16 protein-coding genes are annotated in these 18,828 nt (G+C 52.4%); 6 read left to right on the forward strand and 10 right to left on the reverse strand.

What is annotated here, in order from left to right:
* The first annotated feature begins 173 nt into the window (after positions 1-173).
* Positions 174-1,631, forward strand: a complete 1,458-nt coding sequence (locus DTL42_RS16645; protein WP_114369979.1) for an alkaline phosphatase D family protein — start codon at positions 174-176, stop codon at positions 1,629-1,631.
* A complete protein-coding gene (locus DTL42_RS16650; RefSeq protein ID WP_114369981.1) occupies positions 1,631-1,984 on the forward strand; it encodes a VOC family protein in 354 nt (117 codons plus the stop codon). The genes DTL42_RS16645 and DTL42_RS16650 overlap by 1 nt, the downstream gene beginning before the upstream one ends.
* Here DTL42_RS16650 and DTL42_RS16655 read toward each other — a convergent pair.
* Entirely contained in the window at positions 1,981-2,577 is a 597-nt protein-coding gene (locus DTL42_RS16655; protein ID WP_234824240.1) for a thioredoxin family protein, read from the reverse strand. The genes DTL42_RS16650 and DTL42_RS16655 overlap by 4 nt on opposite strands.
* 664 nt (positions 2,578-3,241) lie before the next feature.
* On the opposite strand from DTL42_RS16655, the gene DTL42_RS16665 reads away from it, so the two are divergent.
* On the forward strand, positions 3,242-4,261 hold the full coding sequence (locus DTL42_RS16665; RefSeq protein ID WP_158545428.1) for a response regulator: 1,020 nt from the start codon (positions 3,242-3,244) through the stop codon (positions 4,259-4,261).
* A gap of 63 nt (positions 4,262-4,324) precedes the next feature.
* Here DTL42_RS16665 and DTL42_RS16670 read toward each other — a convergent pair whose 3' ends face one another.
* The 6 genes from DTL42_RS16670 to DTL42_RS16695 all read right to left on the reverse strand — a co-directional run bounded on the left by DTL42_RS16670 (position 4,325) and on the right by DTL42_RS16695 (position 11,136).
* Positions 4,325-5,023, reverse strand: coding sequence for a class I SAM-dependent methyltransferase (locus tag DTL42_RS16670; protein ID WP_114370064.1), 699 nt, complete (start codon positions 5,021-5,023; stop codon positions 4,325-4,327).
* A gap of 34 nt (positions 5,024-5,057) precedes the next feature.
* Positions 5,058-5,951, reverse strand: coding sequence for an LpxI family protein (locus DTL42_RS16675; RefSeq protein ID WP_114369990.1), 894 nt, complete (start codon positions 5,949-5,951; stop codon positions 5,058-5,060).
* Between the two features lie 10 nt (positions 5,952-5,961).
* On the reverse strand, positions 5,962-7,029 hold the full coding sequence (gene lpxD, locus DTL42_RS16680) for a UDP-3-O-(3-hydroxymyristoyl)glucosamine N-acyltransferase (RefSeq protein WP_114369991.1): 1,068 nt from the start codon (positions 7,027-7,029) through the stop codon (positions 5,962-5,964).
* A gap of 81 nt (positions 7,030-7,110) precedes the next feature.
* On the reverse strand, positions 7,111-7,902 hold the full coding sequence (locus DTL42_RS16685) for an HAD-IA family hydrolase (RefSeq protein ID WP_147274310.1): 792 nt from the start codon (positions 7,900-7,902) through the stop codon (positions 7,111-7,113).
* Positions 7,865-9,889: a site-2 protease family protein gene (locus DTL42_RS16690; RefSeq protein WP_114369995.1), complete on the reverse strand. Its 2,025-nt coding sequence runs from the start codon at positions 9,887-9,889 to the stop codon at positions 7,865-7,867. Before DTL42_RS16690 ends, DTL42_RS16685 begins: the two co-directional genes overlap by 38 nt.
* Before the next feature lie 29 nt (positions 9,890-9,918).
* Positions 9,919-11,136 carry a 1-deoxy-D-xylulose-5-phosphate reductoisomerase gene (locus DTL42_RS16695; protein WP_114369996.1) on the reverse strand — a complete coding sequence of 406 codons (1,218 nt, stop codon included), beginning with the start codon at positions 11,134-11,136 and terminating at the stop codon, positions 9,919-9,921.
* A 214-nt stretch (positions 11,137-11,350) separates the two neighbouring features.
* Here DTL42_RS16695 and cmk point away from each other — a divergent pair, with 214 nt between their 5' ends.
* The 3 genes from cmk (at position 11,351) to DTL42_RS16710 (ending at position 14,772) form a co-directional block, all read left to right on the forward strand.
* Positions 11,351-12,004: a (d)CMP kinase gene (cmk, locus tag DTL42_RS16700; RefSeq protein WP_114369998.1), complete on the forward strand. Its 654-nt coding sequence runs from the start codon at positions 11,351-11,353 to the stop codon at positions 12,002-12,004.
* Complete coding sequence (locus DTL42_RS16705) at positions 11,997-12,698, forward strand: lysophospholipid acyltransferase family protein (RefSeq protein ID WP_114370000.1); 702 nt, start codon at positions 11,997-11,999, stop codon at positions 12,696-12,698. Before cmk ends, DTL42_RS16705 begins: the two co-directional genes overlap by 8 nt.
* Before the next feature lie 280 nt (positions 12,699-12,978).
* Positions 12,979-14,772: a 30S ribosomal protein S1 gene (locus tag DTL42_RS16710; protein ID WP_114370001.1), complete on the forward strand. Its 1,794-nt coding sequence runs from the start codon at positions 12,979-12,981 to the stop codon at positions 14,770-14,772.
* Positions 14,773-14,854: 82 nt separating this feature from the next.
* Here DTL42_RS16710 and DTL42_RS16715 read toward each other — a convergent pair whose 3' ends face one another.
* Genes DTL42_RS16715 through DTL42_RS16725 form a run of 3 tightly spaced genes read right to left on the reverse strand, consistent with a single transcriptional unit; the run spans position 14,855 to position 18,511 of the window.
* Positions 14,855-15,655 carry a hypothetical protein gene (locus DTL42_RS16715; protein ID WP_147274311.1) on the reverse strand — a complete coding sequence of 267 codons (801 nt, stop codon included), beginning with the start codon at positions 15,653-15,655 and terminating at the stop codon, positions 14,855-14,857.
* A 55-nt stretch (positions 15,656-15,710) separates the two neighbouring features.
* Entirely contained in the window at positions 15,711-16,514 is an 804-nt protein-coding gene (locus tag DTL42_RS16720; RefSeq protein WP_147274312.1) for a hypothetical protein, read from the reverse strand.
* Between the two features lie 35 nt (positions 16,515-16,549).
* Positions 16,550-18,511, reverse strand: coding sequence for a vWA domain-containing protein (locus DTL42_RS16725; protein WP_114370007.1), 1,962 nt, complete (start codon positions 18,509-18,511; stop codon positions 16,550-16,552).
* Positions 18,512-18,828 lie beyond the last annotated feature (317 nt).

Here is an 18,828-nt window from a genome sequence, read left to right on the forward strand (position 1 = left end):
AATTTTCGGTTCCCCCAGCGAGATGTTGTTCCGCTACCCGTCTCCCTCTATTCTAAAGATAAGCTTACCTCGCACGCGAGCGGTAACCGACCACTTCCCCCCAATACAACGATTGGCGGGAAAATTCGCTTTGTACCTCCTGCCAAAGTCCTCTCTTCTTAGGATCCAGACCGATGCAAACATCACGCCGAAACTTCCTGCAAGGAACCGTGGCAACAGCCGCCATGCTGGGCAATGTCGAGAGCTTCGCCGCAGAGACTAACACCCCGCCAATCTATCAAGCTACCGGCCTCCGTATTGGTGAGGTCACCTCGGACAGTGCGATTGTCTGGACACGCCTTACCCAACAAGCGACGAGAAACAACAAGGGAGTCGTCTTTACGAAGCGGGGTAAATCGGAGGAAGCAAAAAACACGCCGATTGCATCGATTGAAGGTGCTTGCCCTGGACAGCCGGGCAAGATCCGAATTGTCTATTGGCCGGAAGCAGAAACACACCAGGCGATATCCACCGCTTGGGAAAACGTTGATGAAACAGGTGACTTCATTCACCAGTTTCCGCTGAAGGGGTTACGACCGCAAACAACGTATCACTTGCGGAGTGAAACCTCAGTGACAGACCAACCGCCACATGGCGCATTAACTGGTTCGTTCCGTACAGCCCCCACACCTGAAACGCCGAGCCCCGTTCGCTTCTGCGTAATGACCTGCCAAGGCTACCCCGACCGCGACCACCCAGATGGACATCCGATTTATCCCGCAATGCAAGCCAAAGACCCCGACTTTATTTCGCTAACGGGAGATCTCGTCTACTACGATAACGACGCTCCCAGCGCGATGACCGCCGACTTGGCCCGCCTGCACTGGCAACGCATGTTCAGTTTGCCCCGCCTAGTCGAAACGCTGCGAAACACCTCCACTTATTGGCTAAAAGACGACCACGACACACTCGACGACGACGCATGGCCAGGCCAGAAGTATGGAGAGTTTACTTTTGCAGAAGGGCAAAAGATCTATCAGCAGCAGGCACCATCAGGTAGTCAATCGTACCGCACGTTTCGCTGGGGGCAGGATCTACAAATTTGGCTTACCGATGGCCGTGACTTCCGATCTCCTAACAAAATGAAAGACGGCCCCAGCAAAACCATTTGGGGGAGCGAGCAAAAAGCTTGGTTCAAACGTACGGTTGCCGCGAGTGATGCCACATGGAAAGTGCTGATCAGCCCCACGCCGCTGGTTGGACCAGACCGCCCAAGCAAAAACGACAATCACTCCAACGCTGGCTTCAGTCACGAAGGAAATGAGATCCGTCAGTGGCTCCAGAAAAATGTGCCGAACAACTTTTTTGTGGTATGTGGCGATCGGCATTGGCAGTACCACTCGGTCCATCCAGAAACCGGCGTCAATGAATTCAGTGTCGGAGCCGCAAGTAATTCGCATGCCGGTGGCACGCCAGGCAGGAACCCCCAATATCATCGTTTCCATAAAGTCCAAGGTGGTTTCCTAAACGTGCTTGTCGCTGACCATGCCGACCGTTCGTCAATTACTTTTCAACTTTGCGACGTTGACGGCAAGGTGTCGTACGAGCGGCAGTTTGAGACCGATCGCACGATACCGAAGGGAAGAGCTTGATGGAACTTTTCGCAATTGAAATTCGCACCACCCAGTGGCAGCCGATGCTCCAGTGGTACAAGTCGGCACTGCAACTCGACTCAAGACTACGACGTGATGAAGATGGCTACGCACTGCTGACGGGCGATGGCTGGAGAATTTCTTTAATTCAACGGCAAGACGATAAGCCACGCGACCGTTCTGCGATTAGCCTGGCAATCGAGGTGGAAGACCTGAAGTCAGTGCAGCGTCACGTGCAGAATTTCTTAACCGAGCCAACGGGTCCGATTATGAAAAGTGACGAAGGCTTTCTTCAATGGACGATTACCGATCCAGATGGCAACCGGATCAAGCTATTTCAGTTTGTGCATTAACGTCGCCGACTTCGCTTGTAGCGAATATTGCAACCGATGGGCACCGTTTCCTGCACCGCTGGCTGCTTACCAGCCAGGGTGGCTTCCACCGCCGCGTCAACATAGTTGATTGTCGCCTTTTCGGCGTCGGTGTCGTTATCGAGTGCCCCCATATAAACCACTTTGCGTTCTTGATTCAAGACAAAGAACTCAGGCGTACGAGTCGCACCCCAGGATTTGCCTAGCTCTTGTTTCTCATCTTTGAGGTAAGGAAACGTAAACTTGGCCTCCTTCGCCTTCTCGCTCATTGCTTCGAGCGAATCATCATCGATCAAGTTGGAATTAATCGCCACCAGCGCCACCCGGTCGTCCTTTGCCCAATGAGCAGCCAGTTTGTTTATGCGTGATTCGTATTCGACGGCATAGGGACACGTGTTGCATGTAAATACAACAATGACCACCGGCTTTTCTTTTAAATCTTCCCAAGCATGCGACTTCCCATCGGTCCCTGGTAAATCCTGCCAAGGCGAAAGAACTTCACCAACATCAACAACGGGATTGTACTCACCAGCCACCAGCGGGAAGGCAAAACACATCAAGAACAGGGAAAGCATCGACTTCATTTTTAACGTCCAATCGATGAAAACTGGGGATTCAAAGAAAAACCGTCGAACCTTAAATGACTGCCTGGGTACGACTAATAGTGCGGAACGTTTCCCAGGATTTTCGAGCGTTTGGGTAGCTCCCACTGTTAGATTATTGACGGAGGCATCATAAATGTAACTAGCGGCATTGTTTATGCGAACGAAATCCGCCACTCCATAAAAGTTCAATGGATTGACGGTACACCTGGCTTGCTATCCCTAAATTCATTCTGGCTTTTTGGTCAGAGGGAGAATGAAACGCTTGTCACCCTTTATCGCGACCACCGATTTTAGCGAACTTTGGGCGTTCTTCCCCAATCTCTTCCCAACGAATGAATCTCCACCACTGTAGCATGAGGATAACGAATTTCGCGACGGCTCGTTTATCATTCGGTTCGACTTCCTTCACTCCCTTTATCCGCACAACCAAACAAACGGAGCCTACGTTTATCCCGGCCACATCCCACGATGACCGAAACTGCGGGAAAGCCTGCTGAAGGTATCTCAGGCTTTGTCACCCCAATCCTAAGCAGGTCGCGCTTGCCGAGACCTCGCCGGGATGCTCGATCATGATTCACACATTGTTGAATTTCCCCGACTCGGTTGAAAGTAATTTCCAATGCCTGAAAACACCATGTCACAACCAATTCTGCTTGTTGACGACGACTCGGTTTTCCGTCTCATGGTTAAACGATTTCTAGGCTCAGAATTTGATGTGCTGGAAGCAGACTGCCTAGAGGAGGCACGGCACTTATTGGCTCGGCAATCCTTCAGCTGCGTCCTGCTCGACTACCGCCTGCCTGATGGAAATGGTCTGCAAATACTTCCCGAATTGGTCTTGATGGACCTACCGGTTGTGATGCTAACAGGCATGGGCAATGAAAAACTAGCACTTCAGGCGATTCAACATGGCTGCCAAGCCTACTTGATAAAAGACGACCTCACACGAGACACCCTCATTGATAGCTTTTCCCGCGTTCCTCAAGAAGCTTCGGAGAAACGCCAAGCCCTTCGGGAACAGATCGTCTTTCCTCAGATCGTCCAAACCGCCTCTCGCCAATGCCGTGAGACAACTGCCGCACTTCGTCAGTTACTTCGAATTGAAAACCTTGTCGCGAATGAAAACGTCCAGCACCTCAACCGACTCAGCCACCTCATGCAAGGAGTTTTGACCTACGCCCGGATTCTTTCAACGGGTTGGCTGCCGGAACCGATGTCACTGACAAGCACGATCGATCAAGCGCTTGAGGGAATCGACCGAAGCACTATTCCTGTCGAGCTTAAACGAATATCGCAGCCGTTACCCGCTCTACAATCTGACGCCGATGCCGTGAAAGCGATTGTCCAGAATCTCCTAGAATTCGCAGTCCAACAGCCGCCCGTCAAGCAAGGCGCATCCATCACGATGCAAATCATGGCCCTGAACTTGGAAGCTTGTGTGCAAATCACAATCTCAGGGCTAACGACCGAATCTTCAGCAGAAAGCCCCAAGTCCTCGCCCGATTTAATTCATCCAGAATTTGAAGTAAGTCGACTTCTGGTCGAAAAACTTCGCGGACGGCTGTGGCTCGATAAAACAGCAGAGCTTTTCCGAATTTGCTTTGCCCTGCCCTATCAAGAAGACTTCGCATTGCTTGCGATTGAAGAAAACTAAGCCTTCTCTATCGAGGAAGCCTTCTCTTGGCTTATCACCAAGAGAAAACGAGAAGCAACCCAACTACTCGTCTTTTGTCTTCTCGAAAAACATCATGTGCTGCCACGGCAAGCCGTCAAACTCTTTTGCCAATTGAAAACCGTTGGCCTTGTATTCTTTGAGCATCTGTTCTTTGCTCATTTTATGGAGTGTTTTGATCGGGACATTGGGGTCTTCCATACGAAACTCCAACAGCACGATCATTCCCTCTGGCTTAAGCGCCTTACGCATTCCGGCTAGCATCTCTGTGGGATGCGAGAACTCGTGATAGACGTCGACACACATAATCAGGTCGACCTCTCCCTCAGGTAATTTCGGGTCGTCGATATCCCCCAGAATGAGTTCGATATTTTCAATCTTCTTTCGTGCCGCTCTTGCTTTAAGCAGACGCAGCATTTGCGGTTGAATATCAACGGCTAGAATCTTTCCGTCCTTACCTACCATTTCTGCCAGTTTAAGGCTGTAAAATCCGTTGCCACAGCCCATATCACAGATGGTCATTCCTGGCGTTGCTCCCAGGTTTTCGAGCATCTTCTCGCAATCTTCCTCCCGCTGTCGGCTTTCGCGGATCAGCCAAGGCGCACCCTTGTAGTGCATCGTCTGGGCAATCTCGCGGCCCTGATAGAAGGGCAAACCATTTTGAAGAACGACACCTTCCTGTGCCCTAGCAGAGCCAGACAGGCAGACAATCAACAGCAAAGTGGAGAAGCAAATGCGGTACATAAGATCCTGGCAGAGCGGCCAGGCGTACATTGGCCTATGCCGCTTCCGTAGAGGTAGCTAAGTCGGCGAGACAATCTTCTTTCATCGCGAGGATCGTCAAACGATGCCTCTTAGCAAATTCTAACACGGCTGGCTCGTCTAAGAGAATGGTTTTTTCCGCTTCGATGACAAGTGTACTTGCCCCAGCATCCACCATGGTTTGCAAAGTTCCGACACCAATGGTCGGGACATCAAACCGCATGTCCTGCTGCGGTTTAGCCACTTTTACAATGGTAAATCCTCCGGCTTTGCAAAGCTTCCCGGCCCGCTCGATACATGCGTCGGTACCTTCAATGGCTTCCAAGGCCAGCACGGCTTGGTTTTTGACCGCAACGCTTTGGCCGATATCAAGCCGCCCAAGTTCCTTGGCCATTTTCCAGCCGAACTCGATATCGCGTAATAACTTTCCTCGTGGCTCGGCGCCAGCGATCATTCCAAATTTCACGAGCAACTCCGGTGCAAAGTCGGTTGCAGGCAAGAAGGTAATGCCTTGACGGGCGAATCCTCGGACGATCGCCATTAACAACGTGTCGTCCTTGCGGTCACCACTTCCCCAAATCATTTGCGGGGCGAATGTTCGGATACAAAACCAATCAGGGCGATGCTTCCACATTGCCCCTCGATCGAACAGCCGGACCTTATGAATCTTGCCTGCCATGGTCGCCTGACTGGCACGATGCTTCAGAAAGTGATGCTTTACCCTGCCAAGTTGCCCCAAGCCAACCCAGATGGTTTCATTGCATATTTCTTCCAGCACCGGATCGGCATGATCTTTGACCGCCGCGCATACCACCGGACGGCCACTACGTTTAATCGCATTGGCCACCACAATCGGTAGATTGCCCCAGCCAGCCAAGAGGGCAACCGGATTCGACTCAGCATGGTCCATCGTAAGATCTCTACGATGCCTTACGGATCGCCGGTTGGCTTACCGCTTCGGCTTCTCTCTCTAATTGTTCAATTCGTTTGGCGAGCGATTTGATGGTCTTACGCATGTCCGGCAAACGCTTGATCGCCATATGTTCGGCCATGATTTCTTTAATGGGGCCTGCCGGAATACCGAGCGATTGCTGCCCTTCCGGTATATCGGAACCAACACCTGCCTTCGCCCCGACGGCTGCCCCGGTGCCGATATGCACGTGATCGCGAACGCCGACCTGGCCTGCCATAACCACATAATCACCGGTCGAAACACTGCCGGCGATGCCAACTTGCGAACAAATCAGGTTGTGCTTACCCAGACGACAGTTGTGGCCAATCATCACCATATTGTCGATTTTGGTTCCTTCGCCGATCAACGTGGTCCCGTAGGTGCCTCGATCGATGGTTGTGCCAGCGCCAATTTCGACGTCGGCTTCCAGCACCACGTTGCCCAGTTGAGCGGAGAGAATATGCTTGCCGGTCGACGAATCATAGCCAAAGCCATAAGCACCGAGCACTGCCGAGGCATGAATGATGCAGCGATCTCCCACTTCGGTTCGGTCGTACAGAACGACCCCGGGGAAAATCGTTACGTCATTACCGATTCGGCACCCTGCTTGGATATGAACACCACTATGGACGGTCGTATTCTTACCGACGACCACGCCATCGCTAATGATCGCTCCGGCACCAATCGTGGCCGTGGGATCCACCACAGCGGCTAACGAAACAATCGCCGAGCGATGAATACCACTGGCCGGCTTTTGTTCCCATGGCAGAAAGAAACGGATTACCTTGCCGAAGGCTTCGTGAACGTTGGCCACCACGATGCCATCAATGGTTAGCTTTTCCGAGGCCTGCGAAACGAGAACCGCCGAGGCCTGACATTTCTCCATCAGAAGTTGAACCTGGTCTGGCTTGTCCATCAGGGTGATCTCGCCGGCCACCGCATCGCGGATAATGTTGGCCCCGGTAATAACGAGATCGGGGTTTCCGAACACCGTTCCATCGACGAGTTCGGCCAGTTGTGCCAGCGTGGTTCCCATGGAGGAATCCTTTCCAAAGTGGGATATTTCGATACGGATCGCCTTAATGTACCTCGTACCCCCGTAGCCGACCAACATCAATTACCCAGTATTCCGATCAGGCAATAGCGTGCGAACCACATCTAGTAATTCAGGAAAAACAGGGGAATTAGTATCCCCTCTCGGCTTTCCATCTCGGCACAAATAGGCGGTCTGCCAACCAAACGTTTGTGGGGCTGAGACGTCATTTTCCCAGTCGTCTCCGATCAGAAATATTTGATCAATCGGAACCTCGAGCCGCCGCGTTACTTCGGCATAGAACGCTTCAGCCGGCTTAACCCATCCGATCTCGGAAGAGATGAAAAGCTCAAGAGGAAAATCACCAAGATATTTCTGAATGATCGGGCGTAACCGCTGATCGAAGTTCGAGGCCAGCCCAAGTCGATAGCCGCTTCCTCCAAGCTGCTCAAGCGTGGGAATCACATCGTCAAACAGCCGCCAATTCTCTGGCCGGGAAAAGTGATCCCACAGCTTCCGAAATACGGCCTGCTTTTGCGTGGGACTTGGCTGCAATACATGCTCAACAATAGCTTGCCAGCGTAAAGATTCGCACGGTTCGTCGGTACGTAACGGATCGACAGCACCACGCATTTGCTGAAAAGAAGAAACGCTGTAGCGACCAAGCGCCTCGCGAAATCGAGCTCTAATCGTCGATTCGTCGAGTTCAATACCATAAAGCCTACCAGCATCCTGATAGGCAACCGCCACAGAAGGATTCGGCTGAATTACCGTCCCCACCGCGTCCAGAAGTATTACCTGCGGACGCGGTTCAATTTTTTTACCCTTGGCCAGAGGACTACCCCCAAGGGAAGAAGCGATGAATATCGAGACCAATCACGGTCACCATCATCGTAAGCACCATTGCCAAGCCCACGTAGGTAAGCCGCAGCATCCACTTCTCGTTAATTGGTTTACCACGAATGCCTTCGTAAAGCAGGAACATCATGTGGCCACCATCGAGGACAGGAATCGGCAGGAAGTTCACCACTGCTAGGTTCGCGCTAATTAACGTTAGGAAGGTCAGCAGACGGGCCAAGCCATGCGACGATTCTGCTGTCGCGGCGTAAAGAATTGTGCCTGGTCCACCCAAGCCACTGATTTGCATCTCACCGGTGGCGATCTTTCGGAGAACCATCACCACCTGCGTCATCCCTTCACCAACTTCTCGGACGCCTAATGCCAACGAATCGGCGAAACTGTCCGCGTACTGAACCGCTTGCAAAGGCGCGAAGCGGAGATAGCGAGTTTGCAACATTTCCGTTTCAGAAGCGGTTGCCGTCACTGCCACGTTCTTGGAGATTTCCGCTCCCTTCTTTTGCACCGTTAATATCAGCGAAGTGTCAGGGGCAGCGATTTGCAAAGCCATCTGCACGGCTTGCCAGGCGATTCCTTCGGACTGAATCTTGAAATCCTTCGTGCCAATGGCCATCGAATCGTTGTACTCTTTCGCCTTTTCCGAATTCGACTGGAAACCTACCACCAAGATCTCGTCGCCAGCTTTGATGCCTTCCTTTTCGGCAGAACTACCTGGCAGCACTTCGGCAACGGTCGTCCCCAAGTTGTAGCTCACACCTAACGTTTGCAGGCCCATTTGGTAGCCGGGGTAATACTGCTCAGCAAACCCCTCTGGCACGGCAGTTTCGACGGAAAACGTCTTTTCCTCTTCTCCCCGTTTGACCACCACATCGACCGTTTTGCCAGCCCATTTGGTTTCTCGGCTAGGCAGGGTAAATCCGTCACCAACCGGTTCACCATCGATTGAGACGATCTTATCGTCAACTTGAATTCCCACCTTATCAGCAGGGCCACCCTTGCGGATCGCGATGACAGGAGACATTTCCATCACCAGACCCGTACTGCGATAAGGGATTGTCGGCAAATCGATTTCAACCTGCTCAGTTTTCTCCTTATCACCTTCCGACTCGACCTTGCGGTCGAACTTCATTTTCAGCACATCGTAGGGGTGATTCGCTACATACTTTTGGTATTCGAGATAGCTCTCGATCGGCGTGTCATTAATGGCGATCAACTGGTCGCCAGGTTTCATCTCGTCTGCGATTTTTTTCCCGTAGATGCCTTCCATCAATTTCGGAGCAACCATCATTTTGGTTGTGCTCATCGACAGCACACCAATGGTCGGCGGAAACGAATCGCCAAAGCCTGGGCGAGGCTGGATCATCAAGACTTCTTGCGTCCCGTCGGGGCGTTTCACCACGAACGGCATCGGCTTCTTCGATCCGTTAAACGCGATCTGCAGCGACATATCTTTACGGTAGCGAAGATCCTTGCGATCTTTCCCTTCCGCATTGAGACCCACGATCTGGTCACCTGGCCGCATACCGGCTTGCCAAGCAGGTGAGCCAGGCTGAACCCAACTGATTTTTGCTGGCGTGTAAGAAACACCCAGGTTGTAAGCAATCGCGGCGAAAATCACCCCGAAGATCAAGTTAAAAACCACCCCAGCGGAAATGATCGCCATCCGCTGCGGAACGCTCTTGGCGGTGTAGCTGCGTGGATTGACGACCGTTTGTTTGTTTCCTTGATCGTCAACCGTTTCGATCATCGTGCTGACCGATTCTTCTTCCGAGTTGCCAGGGTTGTCGTCCTGGCCAAGCATCTTCACGTATCCCCCCAGCGGGATCGTACCGATACCGTATTCGGTCTCGCCCCATTGCTTTTTCCATAAAGACGAGATCGTCCATGGACCAATGGTAATGGGCACATCAAAACCGACATAGAACTTATCGCAACGCACGCCACAAGCTTTGGCCACTAAAAAGTGCCCCAGCTCGTGAACAAAAATCACGAGTCCAAGTCCCATAACTCCCAGCAAAATCGACCCAGCGGTTCCTAAGTATTGGAACAGGCTTGATCCTTCGCTTGCTGCAAACAACAAGTGATCCACTTGTCTGACTCCTCTCGGGCCCAAGCATCAAGCTCGAGCAAACGGTTTAAATCGGGGGATAGTTCAAACGGGTGTTCGTCGAGAATAGCTCGACATACCCGGTAAATGTCAACAAATCGAATTTTACCTTCTAAAAACCGTTGTACGGCCACTTCATTGGCAGCATTCAAAACGGCTCCCGTGGTCCCACCACGTTGCACCACCTCTTTCCCTAGCTTAAGGGCGGGAAATCTCTCGTAATCTGGTGGCTCGAACTCTAAGGAAAAGGCCTGGGTCATGTCCAAGGCCTTCGCCGGACACTCGGTTCGTTGGGGATAAGTCATCGCCAACTGGATTGGCATTCGCATGTCTGGCGGGCTCATCTGAGCCACCACCGAGCCATCGACAAACTCAACCAAAGAATGAACGATCGACTGCGGATGGACAACCACCTCGATCTGTTCGACGGAAAGATCAAAAAGCCACTTGGCCTCGATGATCTCTAAGGCCTTGTTCATCATCGTGGCCGAATCCACGGTAATCTTCGGCCCCATCTTCCAGGTCGGGTGGTCCAATGCCTCTTCGGCAGTCACTTTTAAGAGCTGCTCTGGCGAGAATTTACGAAACGGCCCCCCTGAGGCTGTTAGGATAACGCGTTTCACATCCGAGTTTCGGCCTGACTTTAAGGCCTGGAAAATCGCGCTATGTTCGCTGTCGACCGGCAGAATCTCGGCTCCCGACTCTGCGGCCATTTGAGTGGCTAAATGCCCGGCCACGACCAGGGTCTCTTTGTTCGCCAGGGCCACTCTTTTGCCAGCAGCAATGGCCGCAAACGTACCTTCCAGCCCAGCTCGACCGACAATCGCAGAAACCACAATATCAGCCTCTTGATGCGAAGAGACCTCTTGTAGTCCGCTTGTCCCGGTAAGCAATTTCGTCTCCGCCGGAAGCTGCGACCAGTCGAACTTCGCAGCGAGCGCCTCATCGCTGGCAACAATGTAGCGGGGACGATACTGGATCGCGGCTGCTAATAACTCCTCAAGTCGCCCATGCGCCGAGAGTGCAAAGGGAACAAATGCCCCATCGCTTGCACGAATAACATCAAGCGTGCTACGTCCGATGCTGCCAGTGGCACCCAAGACGACGACACTCTGGCGGGATGTAGGGGAGGACGAGCTTGGCATAGACCGGTTCTAAACGAGGATGGCGACTTAAGTAGCGATTGTTCCAGAATTTGCCGTTTCGCGAAAGATTACTGTGGAAAAGCGTTCAATTAGGAAGCTTAGGTAATTCAGAACCGAGTTGGGTGACCTGTCGAAGCCCCGTGAGCTACCTGATATAAACGGTATTACAAAAACCGCGCATTACTTTGCCCTAGCACCATATAACGTTTTTCGCATGATCGTCACCATCGACGGCCCGGCTGGGGCCGGTAAGAGCAGCATCTCCCGTCAACTGGCGGAAGCCTTGGGATTTGCCTTCCTTGATACTGGCGCCATGTATCGCGCGGTTGCCCTGCTGGGACTGCGGGCCGAGATTGACTGGGCCGATACCGACCGCTTGGTCGAGCTGACGCAAACAGCCACAATCAACCTAACTGGTTCTGCGGTGTTTTTGAATGGCGAAGATGTGACGCAAGATATTCGCACCCAGCGAGTTACCCAGGCAACACGTTATGCCGCCAACAACGTCGGAGTGCGGGAGCAACTGGTCAAAATGCAGCGAGCGATTGCCGCAGGGCAAGATATCGTCACCGAAGGACGCGACCAAGGAACGCTCGTATTTCCGAAGGCGGAGTGCAAGATCTACCTGACAGCCTCCCCAGAAGAACGTGCCAGGCGACGCGTAAGCGACTTGGCCGCCCGTGGCGAATCGGTTGAATTTCAGCAAATCCTCGAGCAACAATCGACCCGCGACGAAGAAGACCAACGGCGAGAAGTAGGCCCCCTACGCAAAGCAGCAAACGCAATTGAAGTTCTGACCGATGGCATGACCCCTGAGGAAGTGCTGCAGAAACTTATCAAGATTGTTGGACGGTGCCAGCATGCGTAAAGAGAAACCAGCCTACACGCGATCTTGGCCGCAACAAGTTTTTTACAGTTTCCTAAGAATCACGGCACGTTTAGTCGCGGTTTCGCTGTATCGGATTCGGGTTTTTGGTCGCGAAAACTGGCCCACTGACGGCGGTGCTTTGGTATGCGCGAACCATCAAGGCCTCTTCGACCCGGTCTTGGTGGGGCTGTGTTGCGAACGCCAATTAAGCTTCCTGGCCAAACAATCTCTCTTTAAATTCCCACTTAAGCCGCTTATTGAAACGCTAAATGCCATCCCCGTGAATCGGGCCGGATCTGGGCTCGATGGGCTTAAAGAAACGCTTAAACGCTTACGTGCTGGTGACTTTGTGCTGATCTTCCCAGAAGGGACGCGAAGCGAAAACGGCCATATTGGCAATTTGAAACCAGGCTTCATTGCTGTGGCCCGGAAAGGCAAAGCCCCCATTGTGCCGGTTGTCTTTGATGGCTCTTTCCAAGCTTGGCCCAAGTGGCAATTACTGCCGTCGATGGGGATTGTGCATGTAAAAATCGGCCAGCCCATCACCCCAGAAGAAATGGCCGAGCTATCCGATGAGCAGTTGCTTGCCAAATTACAGGATCGGATGCACGCGATGTTCGAGGAAGTGCAGTATTCACGGGCCAGATCGCTGAACCCGCGACTGCATACCGCAGATAAGACGCAATTTGCCTAACCCAACCTTTTCCAGGCAATAAATCCCTGTTCTCCCCCCTTCCACCCCACTATCTGTGGTTGAAGCCTAATAGGGGATTTGATACTTTTACGGGTTCTCCCTGAACCGACCGTCATGAAGGGTATAGTGGTTTACCCTGCGCAGGTTCAATATTCCTGGCATTTTTGCACTCGACAAGCCGTTCCTCCGAGCATTCCCAGTCGCCCAAGTCAAACGCTTGCTCATGACCGGGCCTAACTTGCGAACGATGTCGAGCCCCCTTGGTTCTAAATCTAAAAGCATGGTCAACCGTAATCTCATTCGCAATCTCGAAAATGACGACACTCTCTTAGCGCAAATCGACGAGCTGGCAGCCGGTACCGATGAAAACTGGCTTGAAGGCACGATCGAGATGGAAGAATCCATCGAAATCAACAAAATCGTCGAAGGGCGAATTCTTCGGATGGACGAAGAATTCGTGCTTATCGACATCGGCGGCAAGAGCGAAGGCAGCGTTCCCCTTGACGAATGGGATGAGGATGAAGACCCGCCGGAAGTTGGCCAGACGGTCCGCGTGCTTGTCGAGGACGTTGAAGACGAATTCGGCCGCACCGACGATCCGCACGGCATGGTTGCCCTCTCGAAGCGCAAGGCCCGCAAGATCGACGATTGGGAACGGACGATGGAATCCATCGCCGAAGGCCAGGTCGTCAAGGGCGAAGTCACCCGCAAAATCAAGGGTGGTCTGCTTGTCGATATCGGCGTCAACGTGTTCCTGCCGGCCAGCCAGGTCGATATCCGTCGGCCGCACGACATTGCCGACTACATTGGCCGCGAAGTTGAGTGCGAAGTGCTCAAGATCGACGCCGAACGTCGCAATATCGTTGTCAGCCGCCGTTCGCTCATCGAACGCAAACGCAAGTCCGACCGCGAAACACTGCTCAAAGAACTGCAAGTCGGTCAAGTCCGCAAGGGCGTGGTCAAGAACATCGCCGACTTCGGTGCGTTCGTCGACCTGGGTGGCATCGATGGTCTGTTGCACATCACCGACATGAGCTGGGGCCGTATCGGTCACCCAACCGAAATGGTGAACATCGACGACGAAATCGAAGTTCAAATCCTGAACATCGACCACGAACGCGAAAAGATCGCGTTGGGTCTGAAGCAGCTGACCCCAAGCCCATGGGATGGCGTCGAAGAGAAGTACCCGGTTGGCTCGAAGGTCAAGGGCTCGGTCGTCAACGTCATGAGCTACGGTGCATTCGTCAAGCTCGAAGAAGGCATCGAAGGTCTGGTTCACATCTCCGAAATGTCGTGGACCAAGCGTATCAGCCACCCCAGCGAAATCGTCAACATCAACGACGAAATCGAAGTGGTTATCCTGGGCATCAACAAGGAGAAGCAAGAGATCTCCTTGGGCATGAAGCAAACCCAGGCCAACCCATGGGAAAACATCAAAGACCGTTACCCGGTCGAATCGGTGGTCAATGGTCGCGTCCGCAACCTCACCAACTACGGTGCGTTTGTTGAACTAGAAGAAGGCATCGACGGCCTGCTTCACGTTTCCGATATGTCGTGGACTCGCAAGATCGGTCACCCGAGCGAAATGCTCGAAAAGGGCCAAGAGGTCCAGTGCAAGGTGCTCAGCATCGACGAAGAACGTCGTCGTATCGCTTTGGGCCTGAAGCAATTGGAATCGGATCCGTGGGCGACCACCATTCCAGAAAAGTACCAGCCCAACCAATTGGTCAAAGGCAAAGTCACCAAGATCACCAACTTCGGTGTCTTCGTTGGCCTGGAAGATGGCCTGGAAGGTCTGCTGCACATCAGCGAACTTTCGGACGACAAAGTCGAGAATCCCGAGAACGTCGTCAAAGTTGGCGAAGAAATCGAAGTCAAGATTTTGCGAGTCGACACCGACGATCGCAAGATTGGCCTGTCTCGCAAACGTGTCCAATGGGCCGAAGACGAGAACCCGGAAGCCAACGAAGAAGGTCGCTCTGGTTCGCCAGCACCATCCGAACTCAAGGGTGGCCTGGGCAGCAGCGGTCCGCTGTTCAACATGCCGAGCGAAGGCGAAGAAGAAGAAGGCTAGTTCTCTCTTGCTTCTTCCTGAATTCACGAAAAGCCCCGAGCGTACGCTCGGGGCTTTTTTTGTTTCAACAGCGGTTTGCCGATCATAGCTTTGTCTTGTTTTCGGCCTCGGCTTGTTTCTTTTGCAGATGTCGAAGATAGGTCGGTGATGATGTCATATCGATTACCGGAGAATTGGCATCTCTCGTTTTATCGACAGGCGGTGGCGGGACGGAAGTAATCCACGCCATAACCCCTAGTCCCTCTTCAGGCGGTGGCACTTTGCGATTCCGGTTACGTTGGTCGTCGATCGGCACCGATTTGTCCAAACGGTAATGCAACAAGACAACCTTCTTATCGCTTGCAAATTTCCGAGTTTGGTTTGGATGCGTCCCCACGCCGCGGTACGCAATAGCCTCCCCGATTCTTTCGATACCAGGTTGTGGCTTAACGTAATCGAGGTCGCTTAGCTTGCCATGGCCGTAGTCTGCGATTAGCCGTAACTGCCAAGTCCCATCACTTGCAGGCCGAATGGCCACATGAACGGTATAAACGCGACCACCACCCAGCCCACCGGTACTTAAAATATGGTTATCCGGAAAGCCTGTTCGGGGAACCGAAACAAAATTAGCCTGAATCGCATAATTTCCCGGAGGCAAGTAAACTTTCCACTGCCAGGACTGGAGCACAAAAGTCTCTTCGCCAAAGACAACGATTTTCAATTCATCGTCGATCTGCAGCCCCTGCTCTTTTTGGAATCGCTGCTGCAGATCAAAAAGACGCCACGAGGTCAGCCAGTGCGACCACGCAAGCACGCCAATAACCATGATGACGAACATCGATAGTAGAGAAAATCGAAACCCGCGTTGACGCGTTGTCCTGTTGCCTTCGCTGAAGTAACTCATAGGTAGCGAATGTACCACGCCAGCTATCTGTAAGCGATGTTTTCCTGCCCGATATTCAGCGGCGGTCGTTCTCCGGTTCTTCTTCGCTCCGCTGAAGCCAAATCATCATTCCATCACTTGGATTTTTCGCTTCAGTAGGGTTCCCTTTCTCGTCATAGTCGAGCACGCGCTGCTCGAAAAGGACAACAGGTTTATCAGACGGAAAGCTGATCTGCTCAACGTCGAAGACTCCCTTGTTCTTAAAATAGAAGACGCGGTCACCGAATTGATTGGGGTGCTTAAATAGTTCGCCACGTGGTGCCAGAGGAAACTGCACGCGATCGTATTGCATCCACCAAGCGTCTTCGTCGGGAATTGGCAATGATCGGTTTCGACGAAAAGCGAAGCCCATCTCATGAATCAAGGTTCCGACAATGGTCGTTTCCCACTTCTGTTCGCCCGCGTGCTGCAAGCGAACGGTCACCAAAAATTCTTCCCCGCCTGGTAGGCTTACGCAATTCTGAGCCTGGGAAGGAAAGCCCTGTTGTGGCATACTGCCCACTTGGCAAGCAACTTCGTACGAATCTCCTGCGGGAAGCGCGATACGCCATTGCCACTCTCCCGCGAGGTTCGTTTCTTGAAGCAAGACCTGAATCTTCGCGGGGTCTGCGGGTGCCAACAAATGATGCGTTCGCCGCAGCTGGGCCACCTCTTCTTTCGCTTCAATGAGCTTCTGGCTGATTTGCCAATTAGAAATCGCCAAACCGACAACTGCCAAGAGCAACATCAACGAGAGAATCGAAAAACGAAGCCTCCACCTGGCCGGCGATACCGGAGCAATTTCATTCTCGTGCCGCTTCGTCTGCGTACTTTGACTCATGGCCAGCAGTCTACCGCAGGCCCGTTGCTGCGTCACTACAATTTAGGAATAGGCACTTCCATGTTCCCAGGCTTGCGATTCCGCACATCAAAATAATACGGCACTATTGCCGAACCAAACCCGCGTTTGATTTCCCAAGAAGCGCGGGTTGCCCAAGGCGTTCCCTTGTACTCTTCTGCCACTTTCGTCAAAAGCTCTTTGGCTCGCTCGGCATCGGACGAGGTTTTATCACCAGCGACTAGTTCTTTCCGCGTACGAAGTTCCCAGCCGCGGAATTCAAGATATTCGGCCCGTTTCGGATCTGGCGGAATCGGGTTCTGCAAGAACATCTCGGAACTGACGCCATACTCGTAAGCCCGGCAACGATAGGCATACAACTGCCCCAACATCAAATCAAAGTTGGCTTGCCAACGCAACGAAGTTGAATCGTTCCGCAGCTTCATGCTTTTCTCTAGGGTTGCAATCGCAGCATCCAGATATTGCCCATACGGCATAATTTGCGTCTGCTCGATCCGAATTTGCTTTGCGATTTCTGTTGGCTCTTTGCTATACCAGCGCCGAATGGTTAAGACATCCTTTCGATCCTCTTGGAATGGATTGAGGTCGTAAACCACTTTCGTAACCAAAGCCTTCAGCGGATCTCTCTTAATATCGGCAACTTGATCTTCACGGGGTCGCATGTCAGGGCGATAGAGATTCATCGTCGCTGGCTCATACTTCCGATCGGTGACGTAATGAATTTTGTCTTCCTGACCGGGCAGCATAAAGAAGCGACCACCAGTTTCCTTCGCCATACGGACTTGCTCGTATGGACCGAAACCGCTGGTCATCGCATCCCAGCGTTGGCCGTATCCATCGGTTTGAAGCTGCTCGACAAAGGCGGTCTCGGGGCCACGATCGATCTTCAAAAGGTGTAACTCGCCATCGTACGGATGCCGCCATTCGTAGTGGGCATATGGATAACCAAACATGGCCTCTCGCCCCATAATAAACAAACGGCAATCCATTTTCTTAGCAAAAGCAATGGTCGCTTCCAGTTGAGCCTGATTGTTCGCCGTGTTGCCACTTTCGTCGGTGACCACGATCAAAGCCACTTTGCGTTCTGCCGTTTGGGCATACTTCTTGTGCAGCGTCATCGCCTCTAGCATTGCTGCACAGCTCATTTCTTCGCCCGAACGGTCTACTTGAATCGCGTCGATCGCCGCTTGAATTTCTTTGAGATTGGACGTGGGGGCCTTAGTTAGCAGTTGAAAGCCTTGGCCGTAACTAGCCACGGATGTCGTCAGCATATCCCCCTGACCTTCGGTTGTTAGGCCAAGCTCAGCGTAGACCCTTCCGATGCGCTCGCGGATGCGTTTCTGGTCGTCGACCATGCTTTCCGACTGATCGAACAGCCAAATCGCGAGTACCTTATTCTTGGACAACATCCACACCAACTCTTGCGTGATCTGATCCATCGCTTCTTGATAATCGGAAACGACTTCCTGAGCCGAGCCTATCGTCGTACCGGAAGGAATCTCGCGAATGAGCGAGTCCGTGTCTTTAGAAATCATCGCAACGGCATCGTATTCGACTTTGATATGCTCGGTGGGATCGATGGCTTCCTGTTCAAGAACCGGCGCCGACATCGATGCTTCAACCGCACCGCCCATGCCGAGTTCCGAAGCAGGCAAGCTGGCCGTCGCCATTTCGGTCGAAACGATTTCCATTTCATCTAAATCGATCTCGAACGTCTCCAACTCTTCTTTGGCCATGTCAGGCTCGATAACCGTCAGAAGTTGTCGCTCCTTATCCATCCCGGTCAGCGCAAACATACCTAAGGCAAACAGCAGCACGAAATGAAAGAGAAACGACGTCAAGAACGCGGTCGAGCGATAAGCCGCCCGCGCAGCCGTATGGAGCAATCCCCGACGTGGTTCAGCAGAGGTTTCGATCTTAGGAAGAGTATTGGCAGCAACCGTGGCGTGAGGAGAAATCGGGGCAGAAGCATCCGACATGAATCAGACCTATCTCGCTATGAAGGAAGGGCAAAGCCACGAAGCGGGAATACCAAGTGCAAAATACATTCCAATGTATCTATATTGTAGTTTTTCGAGCCCAAAATCAAAGGTTTTTGATTAAAAACGATTTCGCCATGTCATGCTGAGCGACTTGCATGACATACAAAGCGACACAGGAAGTTTTGGCCTTAGGGAAGTGCTGCGCACGCACCCTCTTTTCCTGTCGCCAATCAGTCGTGAAACGGGCATTTACGAGCAAACGCTACGATTTTGATTTGACTCTCCCGAATTGCTTCGTGCTGCCAAGCAAGTTA

This window comes from Bremerella cremea (assembly GCF_003335505.1).
GTDB lineage: Bacteria > Planctomycetota > Planctomycetia > Pirellulales > Pirellulaceae > Bremerella > Bremerella cremea_A.

Excerpts from the sequence above, each read along its gene's own strand:
- DTL42_RS16645 (WP_114369979.1), top strand. The coding sequence starts at position 174 with ATGCAAACATCACGCCGAAACTTCCTGCAAGGAACCGTGGCAACAGCC.
- DTL42_RS16650 (WP_114369981.1), top strand. The coding sequence starts at position 1,631 with ATGGAACTTTTCGCAATTGAAATTCGCACCACCCAGTGGCAGCCGATG.
- DTL42_RS16655 (WP_234824240.1), bottom strand. The coding sequence starts at position 2,577 with ATGCTTTCCCTGTTCTTGATGTGTTTTGCCTTCCCGCTGGTGGCTGGT.
- DTL42_RS16665 (WP_158545428.1), top strand. The coding sequence starts at position 3,242 with ATGTCACAACCAATTCTGCTTGTTGACGACGACTCGGTTTTCCGTCTC.
- DTL42_RS16670 (WP_114370064.1), bottom strand. The coding sequence starts at position 5,023 with ATGTACCGCATTTGCTTCTCCACTTTGCTGTTGATTGTCTGCCTGTCT.
- DTL42_RS16675 (WP_114369990.1), bottom strand. The coding sequence starts at position 5,951 with ATGGACCATGCTGAGTCGAATCCGGTTGCCCTCTTGGCTGGCTGGGGC.
- lpxD (WP_114369991.1), bottom strand. The coding sequence starts at position 7,029 with ATGGGAACCACGCTGGCACAACTGGCCGAACTCGTCGATGGAACGGTG.
- DTL42_RS16690 (WP_114369995.1), bottom strand. The coding sequence starts at position 9,889 with ATGGGACTTGGACTCGTGATTTTTGTTCACGAGCTGGGGCACTTTTTA.
- DTL42_RS16695 (WP_114369996.1), bottom strand. The coding sequence starts at position 11,136 with ATGCCAAGCTCGTCCTCCCCTACATCCCGCCAGAGTGTCGTCGTCTTG.
- cmk (WP_114369998.1), top strand. The coding sequence starts at position 11,351 with ATGATCGTCACCATCGACGGCCCGGCTGGGGCCGGTAAGAGCAGCATC.
- DTL42_RS16705 (WP_114370000.1), top strand. The coding sequence starts at position 11,997 with ATGCGTAAAGAGAAACCAGCCTACACGCGATCTTGGCCGCAACAAGTT.
- DTL42_RS16710 (WP_114370001.1), top strand. The coding sequence starts at position 12,979 with ATGGTCAACCGTAATCTCATTCGCAATCTCGAAAATGACGACACTCTC.
- DTL42_RS16715 (WP_147274311.1), bottom strand. The coding sequence starts at position 15,655 with ATGAGTTACTTCAGCGAAGGCAACAGGACAACGCGTCAACGCGGGTTT.
- DTL42_RS16720 (WP_147274312.1), bottom strand. The coding sequence starts at position 16,514 with ATGAGTCAAAGTACGCAGACGAAGCGGCACGAGAATGAAATTGCTCCG.
- DTL42_RS16725 (WP_114370007.1), bottom strand. The coding sequence starts at position 18,511 with ATGTCGGATGCTTCTGCCCCGATTTCTCCTCACGCCACGGTTGCTGCC.